At 61.1% G+C, this 16,248-nt stretch carries 18 protein-coding genes; 10 read left to right on the forward strand and 8 right to left on the reverse strand.

Annotated features, from left to right (window positions below; all coding sequences use genetic code 11):
• Nucleotides 1–6 precede the first annotated feature (6 nt).
• Together BT116_RS04745 and BT116_RS04750 are read right to left on the reverse strand one after the other, a co-directional pair.
• Nucleotides 7–2,511 (reverse strand): ABC transporter permease, encoded by a 2,505-nt coding sequence (locus tag BT116_RS04745; protein ID WP_072340563.1) that lies wholly within the window; start codon nucleotides 2,509–2,511, stop codon nucleotides 7–9.
• Complete coding sequence (locus tag BT116_RS04750; RefSeq protein WP_063322323.1) at nucleotides 2,511–3,194, reverse strand: ABC transporter ATP-binding protein; 684 nt, start codon at nucleotides 3,192–3,194, stop codon at nucleotides 2,511–2,513. Before BT116_RS04750 ends, BT116_RS04745 begins: the two co-directional genes overlap by 1 nt.
• A 10-nt stretch (nucleotides 3,195–3,204) precedes the next feature.
• Between BT116_RS04750 and BT116_RS04755 the strand changes: the two genes are divergently transcribed.
• From BT116_RS04755 to BT116_RS04765, 3 genes are all read left to right on the forward strand, one after another.
• A complete protein-coding gene (locus BT116_RS04755; RefSeq protein ID WP_063322322.1) occupies nucleotides 3,205–3,810 on the forward strand; it encodes an arylesterase in 606 nt (201 codons plus the stop codon).
• Between the two features lie 56 nt (nucleotides 3,811–3,866).
• Complete coding sequence (locus BT116_RS04760; protein ID WP_003199347.1) at nucleotides 3,867–4,160, forward strand: hypothetical protein; 294 nt, start codon at nucleotides 3,867–3,869, stop codon at nucleotides 4,158–4,160.
• Nucleotides 4,161–4,413: 253 nt separating this feature from the next.
• Entirely contained in the window at nucleotides 4,414–5,385 is a 972-nt protein-coding gene (locus tag BT116_RS04765; RefSeq protein WP_072340566.1) for a L,D-transpeptidase family protein, read from the forward strand.
• A 140-nt stretch (nucleotides 5,386–5,525) separates the two neighbouring features.
• Here the strand turns inward: BT116_RS04765 and oprI are convergent, their stop codons facing one another.
• On the reverse strand, nucleotides 5,526–5,777 hold the full coding sequence (gene oprI / locus BT116_RS04770) for an outer membrane lipoprotei OprI (RefSeq protein ID WP_003183784.1): 252 nt from the start codon (nucleotides 5,775–5,777) through the stop codon (nucleotides 5,526–5,528).
• A 635-nt stretch (nucleotides 5,778–6,412) separates the two neighbouring features.
• On the opposite strand from oprI, the gene BT116_RS04775 reads away from it, so the two are divergent.
• Nucleotides 6,413–6,694, forward strand: coding sequence for a GNAT family N-acetyltransferase (locus BT116_RS04775; protein WP_003199362.1), 282 nt, complete (start codon nucleotides 6,413–6,415; stop codon nucleotides 6,692–6,694).
• Nucleotides 6,695–6,859: 165 nt separating this feature from the next.
• On the opposite strand, the gene BT116_RS04780 is transcribed toward BT116_RS04775, so the two are convergent.
• Nucleotides 6,860–7,936, reverse strand: coding sequence for a 3-deoxy-7-phosphoheptulonate synthase (locus BT116_RS04780; protein WP_003199364.1), 1,077 nt, complete (start codon nucleotides 7,934–7,936; stop codon nucleotides 6,860–6,862).
• 267 nt (nucleotides 7,937–8,203) lie between these two features.
• On the opposite strand from BT116_RS04780, the gene BT116_RS04785 reads away from it, so the two are divergent.
• From BT116_RS04785 to cysB, 4 genes are all read left to right on the forward strand, one after another.
• Entirely contained in the window at nucleotides 8,204–9,157 is a 954-nt protein-coding gene (locus BT116_RS04785; RefSeq protein WP_072340569.1) for a putative 2-dehydropantoate 2-reductase, read from the forward strand.
• A gap of 20 nt (nucleotides 9,158–9,177) precedes the next feature.
• Complete coding sequence (locus BT116_RS04790; RefSeq protein ID WP_063322319.1) at nucleotides 9,178–10,083, forward strand: 5'-nucleotidase; 906 nt, start codon at nucleotides 9,178–9,180, stop codon at nucleotides 10,081–10,083.
• Nucleotides 10,084–10,179: 96 nt separating this feature from the next.
• Nucleotides 10,180–10,680, forward strand: a complete 501-nt coding sequence (locus tag BT116_RS04795) for a universal stress protein (RefSeq protein WP_014337270.1) — start codon at nucleotides 10,180–10,182, stop codon at nucleotides 10,678–10,680.
• A 110-nt stretch (nucleotides 10,681–10,790) separates the two neighbouring features.
• Nucleotides 10,791–11,765, forward strand: a complete 975-nt coding sequence (gene cysB, locus BT116_RS04800) for an HTH-type transcriptional regulator CysB (RefSeq protein WP_003199376.1) — start codon at nucleotides 10,791–10,793, stop codon at nucleotides 11,763–11,765.
• A gap of 7 nt (nucleotides 11,766–11,772) precedes the next feature.
• Here cysB and BT116_RS04805 read toward each other — a convergent pair whose 3' ends face one another.
• Nucleotides 11,773–12,255 (reverse strand): GreA/GreB family elongation factor, encoded by a 483-nt coding sequence (locus BT116_RS04805; protein ID WP_072340833.1) that lies wholly within the window; start codon nucleotides 12,253–12,255, stop codon nucleotides 11,773–11,775.
• A gap of 2 nt (nucleotides 12,256–12,257) precedes the next feature.
• Nucleotides 12,258–12,644 carry a hypothetical protein gene (locus BT116_RS04810; protein ID WP_072340572.1) on the reverse strand — a complete coding sequence of 129 codons (387 nt, stop codon included), beginning with the start codon at nucleotides 12,642–12,644 and terminating at the stop codon, nucleotides 12,258–12,260.
• A 120-nt stretch (nucleotides 12,645–12,764) separates the two neighbouring features.
• Here BT116_RS04810 and earP point away from each other — a divergent pair, with 120 nt between their 5' ends.
• Both earP and BT116_RS04820 read left to right on the forward strand, forming a co-directional pair.
• Nucleotides 12,765–13,898, forward strand: a complete 1,134-nt coding sequence (gene earP / locus BT116_RS04815; protein WP_072340576.1) for an elongation factor P maturation arginine rhamnosyltransferase EarP — start codon at nucleotides 12,765–12,767, stop codon at nucleotides 13,896–13,898.
• A gap of 48 nt (nucleotides 13,899–13,946) precedes the next feature.
• A complete protein-coding gene (locus BT116_RS04820; RefSeq protein WP_007955690.1) occupies nucleotides 13,947–14,516 on the forward strand; it encodes an elongation factor P in 570 nt (189 codons plus the stop codon).
• A gap of 81 nt (nucleotides 14,517–14,597) precedes the next feature.
• Here the strand turns inward: BT116_RS04820 and BT116_RS04825 are convergent, their stop codons facing one another.
• Together BT116_RS04825 and BT116_RS04830 are read right to left on the reverse strand one after the other, a co-directional pair.
• The gene (locus BT116_RS04825) at nucleotides 14,598–15,611 is read right to left on the reverse strand and encodes an alpha/beta hydrolase (RefSeq protein ID WP_072340579.1); all 1,014 of its coding nucleotides are present in this window, start codon (nucleotides 15,609–15,611) and stop codon (nucleotides 14,598–14,600) included.
• A gap of 35 nt (nucleotides 15,612–15,646) precedes the next feature.
• Nucleotides 15,647–16,066 (reverse strand): organic hydroperoxide resistance protein, encoded by a 420-nt coding sequence (locus BT116_RS04830; protein ID WP_072340582.1) that lies wholly within the window; start codon nucleotides 16,064–16,066, stop codon nucleotides 15,647–15,649.
• Nucleotides 16,067–16,248 lie beyond the last annotated feature (182 nt).

Here is a 16,248-nt window from a genome sequence, read left to right on the forward strand (position 1 = left end):
AGTCTATCAACCCTCGCGCAATACTGTCAGCGGGCTGGCATTGAGCGCTCGACGGGTGCCGAACACACCGGCCGCGCCGATCAACAAGGCCCCCAGCAGCGGCAATGCCAACAGCCAAGGATGCGGATGCCAGGGCAGGTCGAAGGCGTACCGGTAAAGCACCAGGCTCACCAGTTCCGAACCCAGGGCCGCGAGCAGGCCACTGACCGCGCCCAGCAGGCCGAACTCGATGCGCCGGGCCTTGACCAGCAGGGGCCGTTCGGCGCCGAGTGCGCGCAATAGCGCGCCTTGGCGAATGCGCTCGTCGAGGGTCGCCTGCAGGCCGGAAAACAGCACCGCCATCCCCGCTGCCAGCACGAACAGCAACACATACTCCACCGCCAGGGTCACCTGGGCCAGGATGCTGCGCAGTTGCTCGAGCAGGGCCTCGACTTGCAGGATCGTCACCGCCGGAAAGGCCCGGGACAGGTCGACGATCTGTTGGTCGTGGCCCGACGCCAGGTAGAAGCTGGTGAGATAGGTCGCTGGCAGATCCTTCAATGTGCCGGGCTGGAAGATCATGAAGAAGTTGGGCTGGAAATTGTCCCAGTTGATCTCCCTCAGGCTGGTGACCTTCGCTTCACGATTGACGCCGCCCACGCTGAATACCAGGCGGTCGCCCAGCTTGATCTTGAGGTTCTCGGCCACTTTGCCTTCCACCGAAACCCCCGGGATATCGTCCGGTGGCTGCTGCGGCCACCAGGTCCCTGCGGTGACAACGTTGCCCGCCGGCAGGTCGGCAGCCCAGGTCAGGCTCAGGTCACGTTGCAGCGCCCGGTCACCCGCCGAGTCCTTGGTGACGAACTCCGTGGCCGGCTCGCCATTGATGCTGATGAGGCGACCGGGGACCACGGGGTAGAGCGGGGCAGATTGTGCGGACAATTCCAGCAGTTTGTCGGTGAAGGCCTGTTTGTCGTTGGGCAGGATATTCAGGGCGAAATAGTTCGGCGCGTTTTTCGGCAACTGGTTTTGCCAGGTGTCCAGCAATTCACCGCGCAGCAATGCGATCAACGCCATGGACAGCAGGATCAGGCCAAACGCCAAGGCCTGGCCGGCCGCCGCCAAGGGATGACGCAGCAATTGGCCGAGGCCCAGTCGCCAGGGCAGGGATGCGCGGGCCAGCAGGCGACGCAGGCTCTGGAGCAGCAGCAACAACAAGCCGCCGAGCACCAGGGCGGCAACGACGCCACCGCCCAGCAGTGCGAAGGTGAGGACCAAGTCCAGGCTCAGGCGCCACATGATCAGGCCCAGGGCACCCAGCGCGGCACCGTAGATCACCCAGGAGCTGGAGGGGATCGGCAGCATATCCCGGCGCAGCACCCGCAACGGTGGTACCCGGCCCAGTGCAGCCAATGGCGGCAGGGCGAACCCCGCCAGGGCCACCAGCCCGGTACCGATCCCGGCGACTGCTGGCAGCAGGCCACCCGGCGGAACGGTGGTGGGCAGCAGGTCGTGCAGCAAGGCGAACAGGCCCAGTTGGGCGATCCAGCCGAGCAAGGCGCCACTGATGCTGGCGAGCAGGCCCAGCACCGTCAATTGCAGGCTGAACAGCACCATGGTTTCCCGGCGTGACAGGCCCAGGCAACGCAGCAGTGCACTGGCATCGAAACGTCGGGTGGCAAAGCGGTTGGCCGAGAGCGCGACGGCGACTCCGGACAGCAACACGGCCACCAGGCTGGCCATGTTCAGGTAGCGCTCGGCCTTGCCCAGGGCACCACCGATCTGCCGGTTGCCGTCGCGGGCATCCTGCAGGCGCTGGTTGGCTTCAAGGCCAGGCTTGACCAGGTCGCGGTAGGTTTGCAGCGCCGATGCCGGGCCGCGCCACAGGTCGCGATAGCTGACACGGCTGCCCGGCTGGACCACGCCGGTGGCCTCCAGGTCTTTGAGGTTGATCAGCACTCGCGGGGTGAGGCTGTAGAAATTGCCGGCGCGATCCGGTTCATAGGTCAGCACTCGGGCCAACCGCAGGGTTTGGTTGCCAACGTCGATGCTGTCGCCGATCTTCAGGTCCAGTGCCGTCAGCAGCCGTGCTTCGACCCAGGCCTCGCCAGGGTTCGGGCGTCCGCCGGTTTCTTCCGGGGCAAACGGGGTGGGGCTGCTTTTCAGTTCGCCGCGCAATGGGTAGCTGTCATCGGCCGCCTTGACGCTGGAGAGCTGGATGCCATTGTCGGTGGCCACGACACTGGAGAACTCCACGACCCGGGCGTGTTCCAGCCCCAGGTCGGTGCCGCTGCGGATCTGCTCCGGGCGGGCGGGGGAACTGCCTTCGAGCAGCAGGTCGGCACCGAGGAACTCGGTGGCGCGCATCATCATCGCGCCGTTGAGGCGGGCACCGAAGTAACCGATGGCGGTACTGGCCGCCACCGCCACCAGCAGGGCGAAGAACAACACCCGCAACTCACCGGCGCGGGCATCGCGAAGCAATTGACGGACAGCGAGACTGAACAGGCGCAACAGCGGCAAGCGTGCCATCAAGGCTCCAGAGGGGCGACCATCTCGCCGGCTTCAAGTCGGATCAGGCGCCGGCAGCGATGGGCCAGGCGTTCATCATGGGTCACCAGCACCAGGGTCGTGCCGCGTTCCTTGTTCAATTCGAACAGCAGGTCGCTGATGCGCTCGCCGGTGTGGCTGTCGAGGTTGCCGGTGGGTTCGTCGGCAAACAGCACGTCGGGTTCGGCGGCAAAGGCGCGGGCAATCGCCACGCGTTGCTGTTCGCCGCCGGAGAGCTGGCGCGGCGAGTGAGTCAGGCGCTGGCCCAGGCCGACGCGCTGCAACAGTTGCGTGGCGCGTTCGCGGGCATCCTTGCGCCCGTCCAGTTCCAGCGGCAGCATGACGTTTTCCAGTGCATTGAGGCTGTCGAGCAACTGGAACGACTGGAAGACGAAACCGACGTGCTCGGCGCGGATCCGCGCACGCTGGTCTTCATCCAGTGTGCTGAGGGCCCGGCCGGCGAGCGTCACCTCGCCGCTGCTGGGCAGGTCGAGGCCGGCCAGCAGGCCCAGGAGGGTGGATTTGCCGGAACCGGACGCGCCGACGATGGCCAGGCTATCGCCTTTGTTCAGTTCCAGGCTGAGTTCGTGCAGGATGGTCAGTTCACCTTCCGCGCTGGAGACCACTTTGCTAAGGTCCGTCGCGGTGAGAATGCTTGAGCCCATGGAGAATCCGATGCGTGTGTGGTTTTTGAGTGCCGGCCTGGCCTTGATGTGCATGGCCCAGAACGCAGCGGCGGGTACAGTCCTGATCGTTGGCGATAGTATCAGCGCGGCTTTCGGCCTGGATACCCGGCAAGGGTGGGTGTCGTTGCTCGAACAACGGCTCAAGGCCGAGGGTTTTGACGATAAGGTGGTCAATGCTTCCATCAGTGGCGACACCAGCGCCGGAGGCCAGGCGCGGCTGCCGGCGCTGCTTGCAGCCCATAAGCCGGACCTGGTGATCCTGGAGCTGGGCGGCAACGATGGCTTGCGCGGACAGCCGCCAACGCAATTGCAACAAAACCTTGCAGCGATGATCGACAGCGCTCGCGCCAGCGGTGCCCAGGTGCTTTTGCTGGGTATGCAACTGCCACCCAATTACGGACGGCGCTACACCGAAGCCTTTGCCCGGGTCTACAGCACCCTGGCCGAGGAGAAAAAAGTCCCGCTGGTGCCGTTTTTTCTCAAGGACGTCGGTGGCATCCCGACCATGATGCAAGGCGACGGATTGCACCCGTCCGTCGCGGCCCAGGGCAAGTTGCTGGAAAATGTATGGCCGACACTGAAACCGCTGCTTTGACGCTTTTCTACCGGCGGGCTTTCGGCTAATGTGGCGCCCCCGATTTGGAGCCCCCGATGCCGCGTCCCGCCTGGTCCCTGTTTGCCTACCAACTGATCGAGCCTGACGAGCAGCTGGATCTGTTCGCCTGCCAGGAAGTACGGGTGCACCTGGTGACCCGGCAGTTGGAACTCGGTGGCTCGGCCGACCGGACTCTCTGCGGCAGCCTGCTGCCGGCCCAACCGCGCTGGTCGAGCGTCGATCGCAAGATTTTCCAGGATCATCGCCTGTGCTCGTTGTGCCGGGCGATCCTGGAGTCCCAGAAGCGCGGCACATCGCCGATCTGGCCGGAGCTGCGGTTCGAGTTGTAATCCCTCCGCGCGTGCCATGACCCGCGCCCCTGTGGGAGCCGAGCTTGCTCGCGATGACGGCGGTACATTCACCCTCGATGCAAGCCGTGCCACCGCTATCGCGAGCAAGCTCGGCTCCCACAGGGCGCGGGGTGAATGCCGAGCAAAATGCTGTGCATCGGACGCTTGATTGCCGCTCTCCCCGAAATAACAGGTGGCAGTGTACAATCGCCGTTTTCATCACCCCTTGTTCGATCTGCGAAGGATTTCCCGGATGTTGCCGCGCTTGCCTGCCGTCGCCCGCTGCCTGTCTCTTGCCGCCCTGTGTATGGCGGGCCCCGTTGCCGCCCTGGAGCTGCCTCTGCCACCGTCGGGTGAAGACATCGTTGGCCAGGTGCAGGTTATCAAGGCCAAATACGAAGACACCTTCGCCGACCTTGGCACCACCTATGACCTGGGCTACAGCGAGATGGTCGCCGCCAACCCGGGGGTCGATCCCTGGTTGCCGGGCGCAGGCACCGAGATCGTGCTGCCGACTCGTTTCATCCTGCCGCCGGGCCCGCGCGAAGGCATCGTGATCAACCTTGCCGAGTACCGTCTCTACTATTTCCCCAAGGGGCGGAACGTGGTCTACACCTTTCCGCTGGGGATCGGGCGTGAGGGCTGGGGATCGCCGATCGCCCACACCAGCATCATCGCCAAGACGCCGAACCCGACCTGGACCCCGCCGGCATCGATCAAGGCCGAACACGCCGCCGACGGCGACCCGCTGCCGAACGTCGTGCCCGCAGGCCCTGATAACCCGCTGGGGCCTTTCAAGTTCACCCTGGGCACCCCGGGCTACCTGATCCATGGTTCGAACAAGAAGTTCGGCATCGGCATGCGGACCAGCCACGGCTGCTTCCGGATGTTCAACAATAACGTGCTGGAAATGGCCGGCATGGTGCCGGTGGGCACATCGGTGCGGATCATCAACGACCCCTACAAGCTGGGCTTGAGCGGTGGCAAGGTGTACTTGGAGGCTCACACTCCGCTGGACGACAAGGGCAACCCGTCGGTGGTGGACAAGCACACCTCAGTGATCAACGCGATGCTCAAGCGTGAAGACATCACCAGCAACTTGCGCATGAACTGGGACGTGGTGCGGGACGTGGTGGCGGCCGAAGATGGCATGCCGGTGGAAATCGCTGTTCCGAATACCTCGGCACCGATGGTCACGAGCGCGCCGATCGACTTGCAGCAATAAAAGACTCGACAACAACCCGCCGACGTTTCGCGATGTCGGCGGGTTTTTTTTGGCTTGGGAAAACACCGGGCAACCGCTCTCGAATCCAAAAAAAAGCCGACCCAAAAATGGGTCGGCTCGATAACAATCCCGGGGGACTATTACTTGCGGCTAGCTTTTTCCAGCATGCGCAGAGCACGCTCGTTAGCTTCGTCAGCAGTCTGTTGTGCTTTTTGAGCAGCAGCCAGAGCTTCATCAGCTTTACGGTAAGCTTCGTCTGCACGAGCCTGGGAGCGAGCTGCTGCGTCTTCGGTAGCAGTCAGACGTGCTTCGGTTTCTTTCGATGCGCTGCTGCAACCGGTAGCCAGAACTGCGGCCAGGGCCAGAGCAGAGAATTTCAGAACGTTGTTCATCGTGTTCCCCTTCAAGGACATTCTATTAGTGACTGTCTCCCCAGACTGAGGAGTTAGCCGGCGTACATACTACCCATTACTTGTAGTAAGTAAACTGACGTAGCGCAAGAAGCAAAAAAATTGTAGGCGGTGATTCTTTTTCGAGCAACTTTTCTAAGGGGTGTTTAAAAAATATACAGCCCAAAGCCCTTGGCTGGAGCACGTCAACGAAAAAAAGTTCCGTGGCGGCGAAGAACTCTAGCAGCCCTCGCTAACGTCGTTGTTTATTGATTCACCTACACTTTTGTACATTTTTTGTGCAATGCCCCAGGCATCTTTATTGGTATTGGCGGTGACTTTAACTACGCGCGCTCGTCTCAAGACTCAACAACTGGCGATGTTCAGCTATTGCACCGTGACCGACTAGAGCGCGACGATGGCGCTCAATCGATAAACCCGACGAGGTTTACCCCTTCGATGACAGGCGTGCCTTGAGCATTTGCGTCATTGGTGCCTACTATTCACGACGTGCTCGGGTTTGAGCGGATCGATTTTGGCGCTCGGTGACCAGGAAGGCACGGGGTGGCGTAGATGTTCCTTCGCCGGAAAAACATCGGTAAGGTAGGGGTCGGCATTCAGACCCGCGAGGAGTAGTGATGAGCGAGGCGGTTACCATCCACCATGACCAGGCTGGTCATCAGTTCGAGACCAACGTGGACGGTCATCGTGCTTATCTGACCTATATGGACCTGGGCAAGCAGACCCTGGATATCTATCGCACCTTCGTGCCCAACGCCTTGCGCGGCCGGGGCATCGCGGCGGCGTTGACCGAAAGTGCGCTGCAGTACGCCGAAGAAATGGGCTACACGGTGATCCCATCCTGCTCCTACGTGGAGCGCTACATGGAGCGTCACCAGCGGCACGCGGCGAAACTCTGAGAAAAAGGATTCCCAATAAAAAAACGCCGGGCTGAAGAGCACGGCGTTTTTTTATGCCTTGGGGAAAGTAAAGGATCGCAGGCTTCGCCAGCTCCTACATCCCCGCTCCAAATATGTACAGGAGCTGTGTAGGAGCTGCCGAGTGAAACGAGGCTGCGATGTTTTTTAACCGCGCTGCCGCTTTGGCAGAACATCCTTGAGCTTGGCATGCATGCTGCGCAGGGTGTTCTCGGTGGCACTCCAGTCGATGCAGGCATCGGTGATGGAGACGCCGTACTGCAAGTCGGCGAGGTCTTTCGGGATGGCTTGGCAGCCCCAATTCAAGTGGCTTTCGACCATCAGGCCGATAATCGACTGGTTGCCTTCCAGGATCTGGTTGGCCACGTTCTCCATCACCAGCGGCTGCAGTGCCGGGTCCTTGTTGGAGTTGGCGTGGCTGCAGTCGACCATGATGTTCGGCTTGATCTTGGCTTTGTTCAGCGCCTGTTCACACAGCGCGACGCTGACCGAATCGTAGTTCGGCTTGCCGTTGCCGCCGCGCAGTACCACGTGACCGTAGGCGTTGCCCTTGGTGGTGACGATCGACACGCCACCTTCCTGGTTGATGCCCAGGAAACGGTGTGGGCTGGAGACCGACTGCAAGGCGTTGATCGCCACGGTGAGGCCACCGTCGGTGCCGTTCTTGAAGCCCACTGCCGACGACAGGCCGGAGGCCATTTCGCGGTGGGTCTGGGATTCTGTGGTGCGCGCGCCGATGGCCGACCAACTGATCAGGTCCTGCAAGTATTGCGGCGAAATCGGGTCCAGGGCTTCGGTGGCCGTGGGCAGGCCCATTTCCGCCAGGTCCAGCAGCAATTGACGACCGATGTGCAGGCCGTCCTGGATCTTGAAGGAGTCATCCAGGTACGGGTCGTTGATCAGGCCTTTCCAGCCGACGGTGGTCCGGGGCTTCTCGAAATACACCCGCATGACCAGGTACAAGGTGTCGGAGACTTCCGCAGCCAGCACCTTCAGGCGCTCGGCGTATTCGTGGGCGGCCTTGATGTCATGGATCGAGCAGGGCCCGATGACCACGAACAGGCGATGATCGGTGCCGTCCAGGATGTTGCGGATGACTTCCCGGCCCTTGGTCACGGTGCGCAAGGCAGCGTCGCTCAGGGGAATATCGCGCTTGAGCTGGTCAGGCGTGATGAGGGTCTCGTTGGAGGCGACGTTAAGGTCGTTGATCGGTAAATCAGCCATCGTGTTACTCGTCAGGTCACGGGTGCCGGCCGCCAGCGATCCCCGCGCGGCGGTGCACAGCGGATTTTAAGCGCGTCGGGGAGCCGAACCTTATCGCGTTACGAGGGGGCTCGACAATGGGCTGGGACGGGTTTAATGCCCTATAGGCTGGGGAAAAGGCCTTGTAGATGGCTCTGCAACAGATTCGTGAGCAGATGTAATGATGATTGCATGCCATGCCGCTCGCGCTGATAGTGTGCAGGGACCTTTACCAGGAGAGTTGCAAAGATGCAGGCAGGCGTGAAACCGCGGATCGGGATGATCGGCACCGGGGCGATCGGTGGGTTCTACGGCGTGATGCTGGCGCGTGCCGGTTTTGACGTGCACTTTTTACTGCGCAGCGAATTTGCTGCCGTGGCCGAAGCCGGTTTGCGGATCGACAGCGCGGTCCACGGTACGCTGGCCCTCAACCCCGTCCAGGCGTATCGCTCGGCAGCCGACATGCCGCCCTGCGACTGGCTGCTGGTTGGCGCCAAGACCACCAGCAATACCGAGCTGGCCCCGGTCATTACCCAGGCTGCCGCTGAGGGGGCAAAAGTCCTTTTGCTGCAGAACGGCCTGGATGTCGAAGACGATCTTCGCCCTTTGTTGCCCGATTCGTTGCACCTGTTGGGTGGCCTGTGCCTGATCTGCGTGCATCGCGTCGGCCCTGGTATCGTCACCCACCAGGCCCTGGGCGCGGTCAACGTCGGTTATCACAGTGGGCCTTGCGCCGATCAGGCACAACGCATGGTGATCGTCGAAGAGGCGGCGACGTTGTTCCGCAGCGCCGGTATCGACGCCCAGGCCATGCCGGGCCTGCAACAGGCCCGCTGGCAGAAGCTGGTGTGGAATGTGCCGTACAACGGTCTTTCGGTCCTATTGGGCGCCAGTACCACGCCGTTGATGGCCAACGACCATAGCCGCGAATTGATCCAGGCACTGATGGCGGAGGTGGTCCGCGGTGCGCAAGCCTGCGGGCATCATATCGCGCCGGGTTATGCCGAGTATCTGTTCACGATGACCGAGAAGATGCCCGACTACTGGCCGAGCATGTACCACGATTATTCCCACAAGCGTGTGCTGGAACTGGACGCGATCTACGGCCGGCCATTGGCGGCAGCGAAAGCGGCAGGGTGTGAGCTGCCGAAAATCGAAGCCTTGTACCAGGCGTTGGCGTTCGTGGACCGATATAACCGCTGAGCGGGCGAAAGGGGAGCGGTATGGCAAACAACATCGACGACAAACTGGTGCTAGCGATTTCGTCGCGGGCGCTGTTCGACCTGAGGGAAAGCCACAAGGTGTACTTGTCGAGTGGTGTCGAAGCCTATCGGCAATACCAGATCGAGCATGAGGACGAAGTCCTGGCACCCGGCGACGCCTTCGCCCTGGTGCAAAAGCTGCTGAGCCTTAACGAGCACCTGGGGCGTGCCCGGGTCGAAGTCATCCTGGTTTCGCGCAACAGCGCCGACACCGGCCTTCGGGTGTTCAACTCGATCCATCATTATGGGCTGGCGATCTCGCGCGCGGCTTTCGTGGGCGGTCGCAGCCCGTACCCGTACCTCAAGGCGTTCGGTTGCGATCTCTTTTTGTCCACCCACGCTGAAGACGTGCGCAGTGCCCTGGACGCCGGGTTTGCCGCCGCGACCATCCTGTCGGGTGGTGCCAGTCGCGCGGCCAGCGAGGAACTGCGCATTGCCTTCGACGGCGATGCCGTGCTGTTTTCCGACGAGTCGGAACGCGTCTATCAGGCCGATGGGTTGGAGGCCTTCCAGGCCAGCGAGCGACAGGCCGCCCGCGAGCCGCTGCGAGGCGGGCCGTTCAAGGGGTTCCTGGCGGCGCTCAATGCACTGCAGCGTGAGTTTCCCGAGGACGCCTGCCCCATTCGTACGGCGTTGGTGACGGCCCGTTCGGCACCGGCTCACGAGCGGGTCATCCGGACCTTGCGTGAGTGGGATATTCGCCTGGACGAGTCGTTGTTCCTGGGTGGCCTGACCAAGTCGGCCTTCCTCGAAGCCTTCGCCGCCGATGTTTTTTTCGATGACCAGACCGGCCATTGCGAACTGGCCCGGGAGGTGGTCGCCACCGGTCACGTGCCCCACGGTATCAGTAACGAAGTGAAGCCCTGACTGCCCTTGGTCCGGGACGTCAAGCCGCACGTCGCAGTCCCCCGGGCGCTGCTAAGCTGAATCAATCTCCGCCATTTTGGCACGCGAGGAGGTCACATGATTCGTTCGATGCTGTACGCCACAGACCTGGGCCTGTACGCCCCTTATGTGATGCAGCATGCCTTGGCGTTAGCACGGACGTTTGAAGCCGAGTTGTATGTGGTGCATGCGGTAGAACCGATGGGGCTGTTCGCCGAGTCGGTGTTGCAAAGCTATCTCGACGAGCAGGCGCTGAACGAATTTCACCGCCAAGGTCTGAATACGGTGATGGCCAATATCGAACAGCGGGTGCTCGACAGTTTCCGCGAGGAGTTGGGGGAAGGGCAGCAGGACTTGAAACTGATCAAGTCGGTCAGGGTGTACCAGGGCGATCCTTCCCAAGTCATCCTGGAGCAGGCTGCGAAACTCTCCGTCGACTTGCTGATCGTAGGCAGTCATTGCCAAGGGGCAAGCGGTGAAACCCCCTTGGGCAGAACCGCTGCACGGGTATTGCAGTTATCCCGGGTGCCGGTCTATCTGGTACCGCTGGTACAGCGCCGACGCCAGGGAGAGGCCTGAGGCGAAACGATGGCATTTTATAAAAAGTTCTAGATTTATTGCCAAAACCTTTCATATAGTTATATACCGTCGCTGATGCCCGTGGCGTCCAACTGCTTTGAGGGATACATATGAAGCTTCAACAACTGCGCTACATCTGGGAAGTGGCGCACCACGACCTCAACGTTTCCGCTACTGCCCAAAGCCTCTACACATCGCAACCCGGCATCAGCAAGCAGATCCGCCTGTTGGAAGATGAACTGGGCGTCGAAGTCTTCGCCCGCAGTGGCAAGCACCTGACCCGCGTGACGCCGGCCGGTGAGCGCATCATCACCACCGCTGGCGAGATCCTGCGCAAGGTCGAAAGCATCAAGCAGATCGCCCAGGAATTCTCCAACGAGAAAAAAGGCACCTTGTCGATCGCCACCACCCACACCCAGGCCCGTTATGCGCTGCCGCCAGTGATCAGCAACTTCATCAAGCAATACCCGGACGTGGCGCTGCACATGCACCAGGGGTCGCCGATGCAGATCGCCGAAATGGCCGCCGACGGTACCGTGGACTTCGCCATTGCCACCGAGGCCCTGGAACTGTTTGGGGACCTGGTGATGATGCCGTGCTATCGCTGGAACCGCTGCGTGGTCGTGCCCCAGGGCCATCCGTTGACCAAGCTGCCGAAGTTGACCCTCGAAGCCCTGGCCGAATACCCGATCGTGACCTACGTATTCGGTTTCACGGGTCGTTCCAAACTTGACGAAGCCTTCAGCCATCGTGGCCTGACGCCCAAGGTGGTGTTCACCGCCGCCGACGCCGACGTGATCAAGACCTACGTTCGCCTGGGCCTGGGGGTAGGCATCGTCGCGAAGATGGCCGTCGATACCAAGCTCGACAGCGACCTGGTGGTACTGGATGCCAGTGAGTTGTTCGAATCCAGCGTGACCAAGATCGGTTTCCGTCGTGGCACTTTCCTGCGGGGGTTCATGTGCGATTTCATCGAGAAGTTTGCACCGCACCTGACCCGGGAAGTGATGGCCAAGGCCATCCAGTGCCACAACAAGCAAGAACTTGAAGAGTTGTTCGACGGCGTCGAGCTACCGGTGCACTAAGACCCCTCTAGATCGCCTCGGTGACAGTGAACTGTTGCCGGGCGCCCGCTACCACGATCTCTACTTCATCCCCTTCGAACTTGCCCAAAAGGCCGCGGCCCAGCGGTGAGCGAGGGGTGATGACGGTGATCGGCTGGCCCACCAGCGAGACCTTCAAGCCCGCCGCATCCGGCCCCAGGAAGAGCCATTGCTGACGGCCATCCTCATCCTCCAGCCCGATCAAGGTGCCGACCTGAATGCCGCGCTGCTTGTCGTAAGGCCTTAGCGTCAGGTTCTGGCAGAGGGTGAGGGCCTGGCGGATTTCTTCCATGCGCCTGGCTTGCCCGGTAGCGAGGTAAGAAGCTTCAAGGCCCAGGGTGTCGTACTTGTTCTCGGCGATGTTTTCTTCGTGGGTCGCGGTTTCGTAGGCGGTCTGCGCGGCGCGTTCGGCGATGTCGAGATCAATTTTGAGCTTGTCGAGAATCAACTGGTGGACGGTCTGTTTGTTCATGGTCATTCGCAGAATTGCAGGACGTTGGCGCGGCTTTTCTCACTGGGCCCATTCTGGTCCTGTTGCAGCCAGAACTGGCATTTGGGGTTGGACAGGTTGCGCGGATTGTTGCGGGCCTGATCGAGCGCCTGGCGCTGCTCGTTCCTCTGCAGGTTCTGCTGGTACTGCTCGAACATCGGCGTGGGCGGCTCTGGTGGTGGTTGCACCGCCGGTGGTTGCGCCAGTTGATGGACGGCGGCGGCCACGGGGGCCAGTTGTTCGTTGAACAGGAATCTGGACAGCAGCCAGCCCGTCAACACGATGGCGAGGAACCCCAGCCACAGGCCCAGGGCGATGCTGAAGATCAATTGCAAAGCCGTGAGGCGCGAGGGTGTCGAGTGATCGGGCATGGCTGCTTCCTGGCAGGGGCATGGGCAGGCGATATTGTCGCATGAAGATTAATCGCCGTCGGCTCTTCTGCGTGATCGGTTTATTCGGGACAATCAGGCCTTTGCCACAGGGAGTCGGGAATGACTGTGCGTTGGGATATTTTTTGCACCGTCGTCGATAACTTTGGCGACATTGGTGTCACATGGCGCCTGGCTCGGCAGCTGGTGGCCGAGCATCGATGCGCGGTGCGGCTATGGGTCGACGACCTGCGTGCCTTCGAACGAATTTGCCCGGAAATCGACTTCACCCTGTCCGAGCAATGGCAGCAGGGCGTGCAAGTACGTCACTGGCCCGGGGAGTGGGCGCCCACCGAAGCCGCCGACGTGGTGATCGCCGCGTTTGCCTGCCAACTGCCGAGCGCCTACATGGATGCGATGACTGCGCGCCAGACGACGCCCCTGTGGATGAACCTCGATTATTTGAGCGCCGAGGATTGGGTGATCGGTTGCCATGGTTTACCGTCAGTCAAATACAAGCACGTGCAGAAATATTTCTTTTTCCCCGGCTTTCGGGAGGGAACGGGTGGCTTGCTGCGCGAGGCCGGCCTGCTGGAGCGCCGTCGGCAATTTCAGCAGGATGCCGAAGCGCAACGCAGTTTCCTGCAAGGATTGGGCGTGGAGCGGGCGCCGCAAGCCTGCCTGATCTCGCTGTTTGCCTACGAGAACGCCGGGCTGGCGAGCTGGTTTGACGCGATGGCAGCCGATACCCAGGCATTTCATGTGCTGGTTCCCGAAGGGCGAGTGTTGGGCGACGTCGAGTGTTGGCTCGGTGTCGAAGGCCTGAAGGTCGGTGCGCTGCATCGACGCGGTGCACTGACGGTGCAGGTGCTGCCGTTCGTTCGCCAGGATCAGTACGACCAATTGCTGTGGTGCTGTGATTTCAACGCCGTGCGTGGCGAAGACTCCTTCGTGCGCGCGCAATGGGCTGGTCGGCCGCTGCTCTGGCATATCTACCAGCAGGAAGAAGACGTCCACCTGGAAAAGCTCGAGGCATTTCTCAGGCTCTACAATCAGGGGCTTTCACCGGCCGCGCAAAAAGCGATCAGCGGTCTTTGGCGGGCCTGGAATGCCGGCCAGGACATGACCGAATATTGGAATGCCACCCGTGAACAGCAGCAGGAACTGGCCGAACATGCCCAGGCGTGGTGTCTGGAACAGGCCTCGCGAGCCGATCTTGCCGCAGCGCTGGTGAAGTTTTATGTAAATTGGATATGATACGCGGCCTAGATTTTTGTAAATCCCATCCAAATTCGGATATTCGCAATGAAAACTGGTAAAGAACTCAAACCCGGTACCGTGATTCGTATCGACAACGATCCTTGGTTGGTTCAGAAAGCTGAATTCACCAAGTCGGGTCGTAACAGCGCGATCATGAAGACCAAGCTGAAGAACCTGCTGACCGGCTACAAGACCGAAACCGTCTACGGTGCCGACGACAAGCTGGACGACGTGATCCTCGACCGCAAAGAAGCGACCCTGTCCTTCATCAGCGGTGATTCCTACACGTTCATGGACACCACTGACTACACCATGTACGAGCTGAACGCCGAAGACATCGAAAGCGTCCTGCCATTCGTTGAAGAAGGCATGACCGATGTCTGCGAAGCCGTATTCTTCGAAGGCCGTCTGGTTTCCGTTGAACTGCCGACCACCATCGTGCGTCAGGTTGACTACACCGAAGGTTCCGCTCGCGGTGACACTTCCGGCAAGGTGATGAAGCCTGCCAAACTGAAGAACGGTACCGAACTGTCGGTCGCTGACTTCATCGAAATCGGCGACATGATCGAGATCGATACCCGCGAAGGCGGTTCCTACAAAGGCCGCGCTAAATAAGCGAAGCCTTGTGTATGAAAAAGCCCGACCATTGAGTCGGGCTTTTTTATTTCAAAGTGCCACCAAGGCTCCGGGGCCCAGTTATTTCAAGTGCTGCTTGAGCTCTTCGGACACCTGCAACATCGCCGAACGCACCGCTGGTACCTGGCTGACCACATTGAGCAAGCCATAGTCGTGGATCATGCCGTTGTAGCGCACGGCGGTGACGGGTACACCGGCCGCGTCCAGCTTGCGGGCATAGGCTTCGCCTTCATCGCGCAAGACATCGGCTTCGGCGGTCTGCACCAGTGCTGGCGGCAGGCCCTTGAGTTGTGCGGTGCTGGCGCGCAGTGGCGAGGCATAGATCTCGCTGCGTTGCCCGGCATCGGTGGTGTAGTTGTCCCAGAACCACTTCATCATGTTCTTACTGAGGAAGTGCCCTTCGGCGAACTGGTTGTAGGATGCCGTCTCGAAGCTGGCATCGGTCACCGGCCATAGCAACGCCTGGAAACGGATCGCCGGCGTGCCTTTGTCCTTCGCCATCAGGGCCACGACCGCCGCCATGTTGCCGCCGACGCTGTTGCCCACCACGGCCAGGCGCTTGCCGTCGACGTTGATCTGCTTGCCGTGTTCGGCCACCCATTTCGTGGCGGCGTAGGCCTGGTTGATCGCCACCGGGTAATGCGCCTCGGGTGAGGGCGTGTAGTTGACGAACACCGCGACAGCGCCCGAGCCCGCCACCAGATCTCGAACCAGGCGTTCGTGGGTCGGGAAGTCACCCAATACCCAGCCACCGCCGTGGAAGAACATGAACACGGGCAACTCACCCTTGACCCCGGCCGGGCGAACGATGGTCAGGCTGATCGGCTGGCCATCGACCTGGATGGTTTTCTCGCTGACGTCGGCCTTGGGCAAAGTCAGTTTCACCCCCGCCTGGGCGCCCACCAATACGGCGCGGGCGTCCTTGGGCGACAGTTGCTCCAGGGGCTTGCCAGTGCCGGCATTCAGCACGTCGAGAAACGCCTGGGTGTTGTGTTCGACGATGCCGTCGGCGAAGGCACTGCTGACGCTGAGGGCGAGAAGGGTACCGGCAAAGGCTTTGCTGAGCGTGTTCATATGCATCTCCTTAGGTTCGGGTCCAGGGTCGGTGGTCAGACGGTCACGTGCAGGCGCACATCAACGTTGCCGCGGGTGGCGTTGGAGTACGGGCAGACTTGGTGAGCCGCATCCACCAGGCTTTGCGCGTCGGTCTGGTCCAGCCCTGGCAGGTTGATGTGCAGGTCGATGTCGAGGCCGAAACCGCCGGGGATCTGGCCGATGCCGACATGGGCGGTAATCGAGGCGTCGTCCGGGATCTTGCGTTTGCTCTGGCTAGCCACGAATTTCAGTGCGCCGATGAAGCAGGCCGAGTAGCCGGCGGCGAACAGTTGCTCAGGGTTGGTCGCCGCACCGCCTGCACCACCGAGTTCCTTGGGCGTGGCGAGTTTGACGTCGAGGATGTTGTCACTGGAGATCGCACGACCATCACGGCCGCCGGTGGAGGTTGCGATTGCGGTGTAGAGCGTTTGCATGATGAGAGCCTCGTTTCTGGGGTGGAGTTATCGCGCTAAATGTTTGCGCGCTAATTAGGTGTGAGGCGAATGTATAGCGCTAATATTTTGCGCGCAAGATAATTTTTTGAGGCGAGTTGAGTCGGCGCCGCTAAAAGGGCGTGTAACCCTTGAGCTAGAGCGTTTCAGCGCAGCAAAAAAAA

Source organism: Pseudomonas sp. NFACC16-2 (genome assembly GCF_900119205.1).
Lineage (GTDB): Bacteria > Pseudomonadota > Gammaproteobacteria > Pseudomonadales > Pseudomonadaceae > Aquipseudomonas > Aquipseudomonas fluorescens_Q.

Excerpts from the sequence above, each read along its gene's own strand:
- BT116_RS04745 (WP_072340563.1), bottom strand. The coding sequence starts at position 2,511 with ATGGCACGCTTGCCGCTGTTGCGCCTGTTCAGTCTCGCTGTCCGTCAA.
- BT116_RS04750 (WP_063322323.1), bottom strand. The coding sequence starts at position 3,194 with ATGGGCTCAAGCATTCTCACCGCGACGGACCTTAGCAAAGTGGTCTCC.
- BT116_RS04755 (WP_063322322.1), top strand. The coding sequence starts at position 3,205 with ATGCGTGTGTGGTTTTTGAGTGCCGGCCTGGCCTTGATGTGCATGGCC.
- BT116_RS04760 (WP_003199347.1), top strand. The coding sequence starts at position 3,867 with ATGCCGCGTCCCGCCTGGTCCCTGTTTGCCTACCAACTGATCGAGCCT.
- BT116_RS04765 (WP_072340566.1), top strand. The coding sequence starts at position 4,414 with ATGTTGCCGCGCTTGCCTGCCGTCGCCCGCTGCCTGTCTCTTGCCGCC.
- oprI (WP_003183784.1), bottom strand. The coding sequence starts at position 5,777 with ATGAACAACGTTCTGAAATTCTCTGCTCTGGCCCTGGCCGCAGTTCTG.
- BT116_RS04775 (WP_003199362.1), top strand. The coding sequence starts at position 6,413 with ATGAGCGAGGCGGTTACCATCCACCATGACCAGGCTGGTCATCAGTTC.
- BT116_RS04780 (WP_003199364.1), bottom strand. The coding sequence starts at position 7,936 with ATGGCTGATTTACCGATCAACGACCTTAACGTCGCCTCCAACGAGACC.
- BT116_RS04785 (WP_072340569.1), top strand. The coding sequence starts at position 8,204 with ATGCAGGCAGGCGTGAAACCGCGGATCGGGATGATCGGCACCGGGGCG.
- BT116_RS04790 (WP_063322319.1), top strand. The coding sequence starts at position 9,178 with ATGGCAAACAACATCGACGACAAACTGGTGCTAGCGATTTCGTCGCGG.
- BT116_RS04795 (WP_014337270.1), top strand. The coding sequence starts at position 10,180 with ATGATTCGTTCGATGCTGTACGCCACAGACCTGGGCCTGTACGCCCCT.
- cysB (WP_003199376.1), top strand. The coding sequence starts at position 10,791 with ATGAAGCTTCAACAACTGCGCTACATCTGGGAAGTGGCGCACCACGAC.
- BT116_RS04805 (WP_072340833.1), bottom strand. The coding sequence starts at position 12,255 with ATGAACAAACAGACCGTCCACCAGTTGATTCTCGACAAGCTCAAAATT.
- BT116_RS04810 (WP_072340572.1), bottom strand. The coding sequence starts at position 12,644 with ATGCCCGATCACTCGACACCCTCGCGCCTCACGGCTTTGCAATTGATC.
- earP (WP_072340576.1), top strand. The coding sequence starts at position 12,765 with ATGACTGTGCGTTGGGATATTTTTTGCACCGTCGTCGATAACTTTGGC.
- BT116_RS04820 (WP_007955690.1), top strand. The coding sequence starts at position 13,947 with ATGAAAACTGGTAAAGAACTCAAACCCGGTACCGTGATTCGTATCGAC.
- BT116_RS04825 (WP_072340579.1), bottom strand. The coding sequence starts at position 15,611 with ATGAACACGCTCAGCAAAGCCTTTGCCGGTACCCTTCTCGCCCTCAGC.
- BT116_RS04830 (WP_072340582.1), bottom strand. The coding sequence starts at position 16,066 with ATGCAAACGCTCTACACCGCAATCGCAACCTCCACCGGCGGCCGTGAT.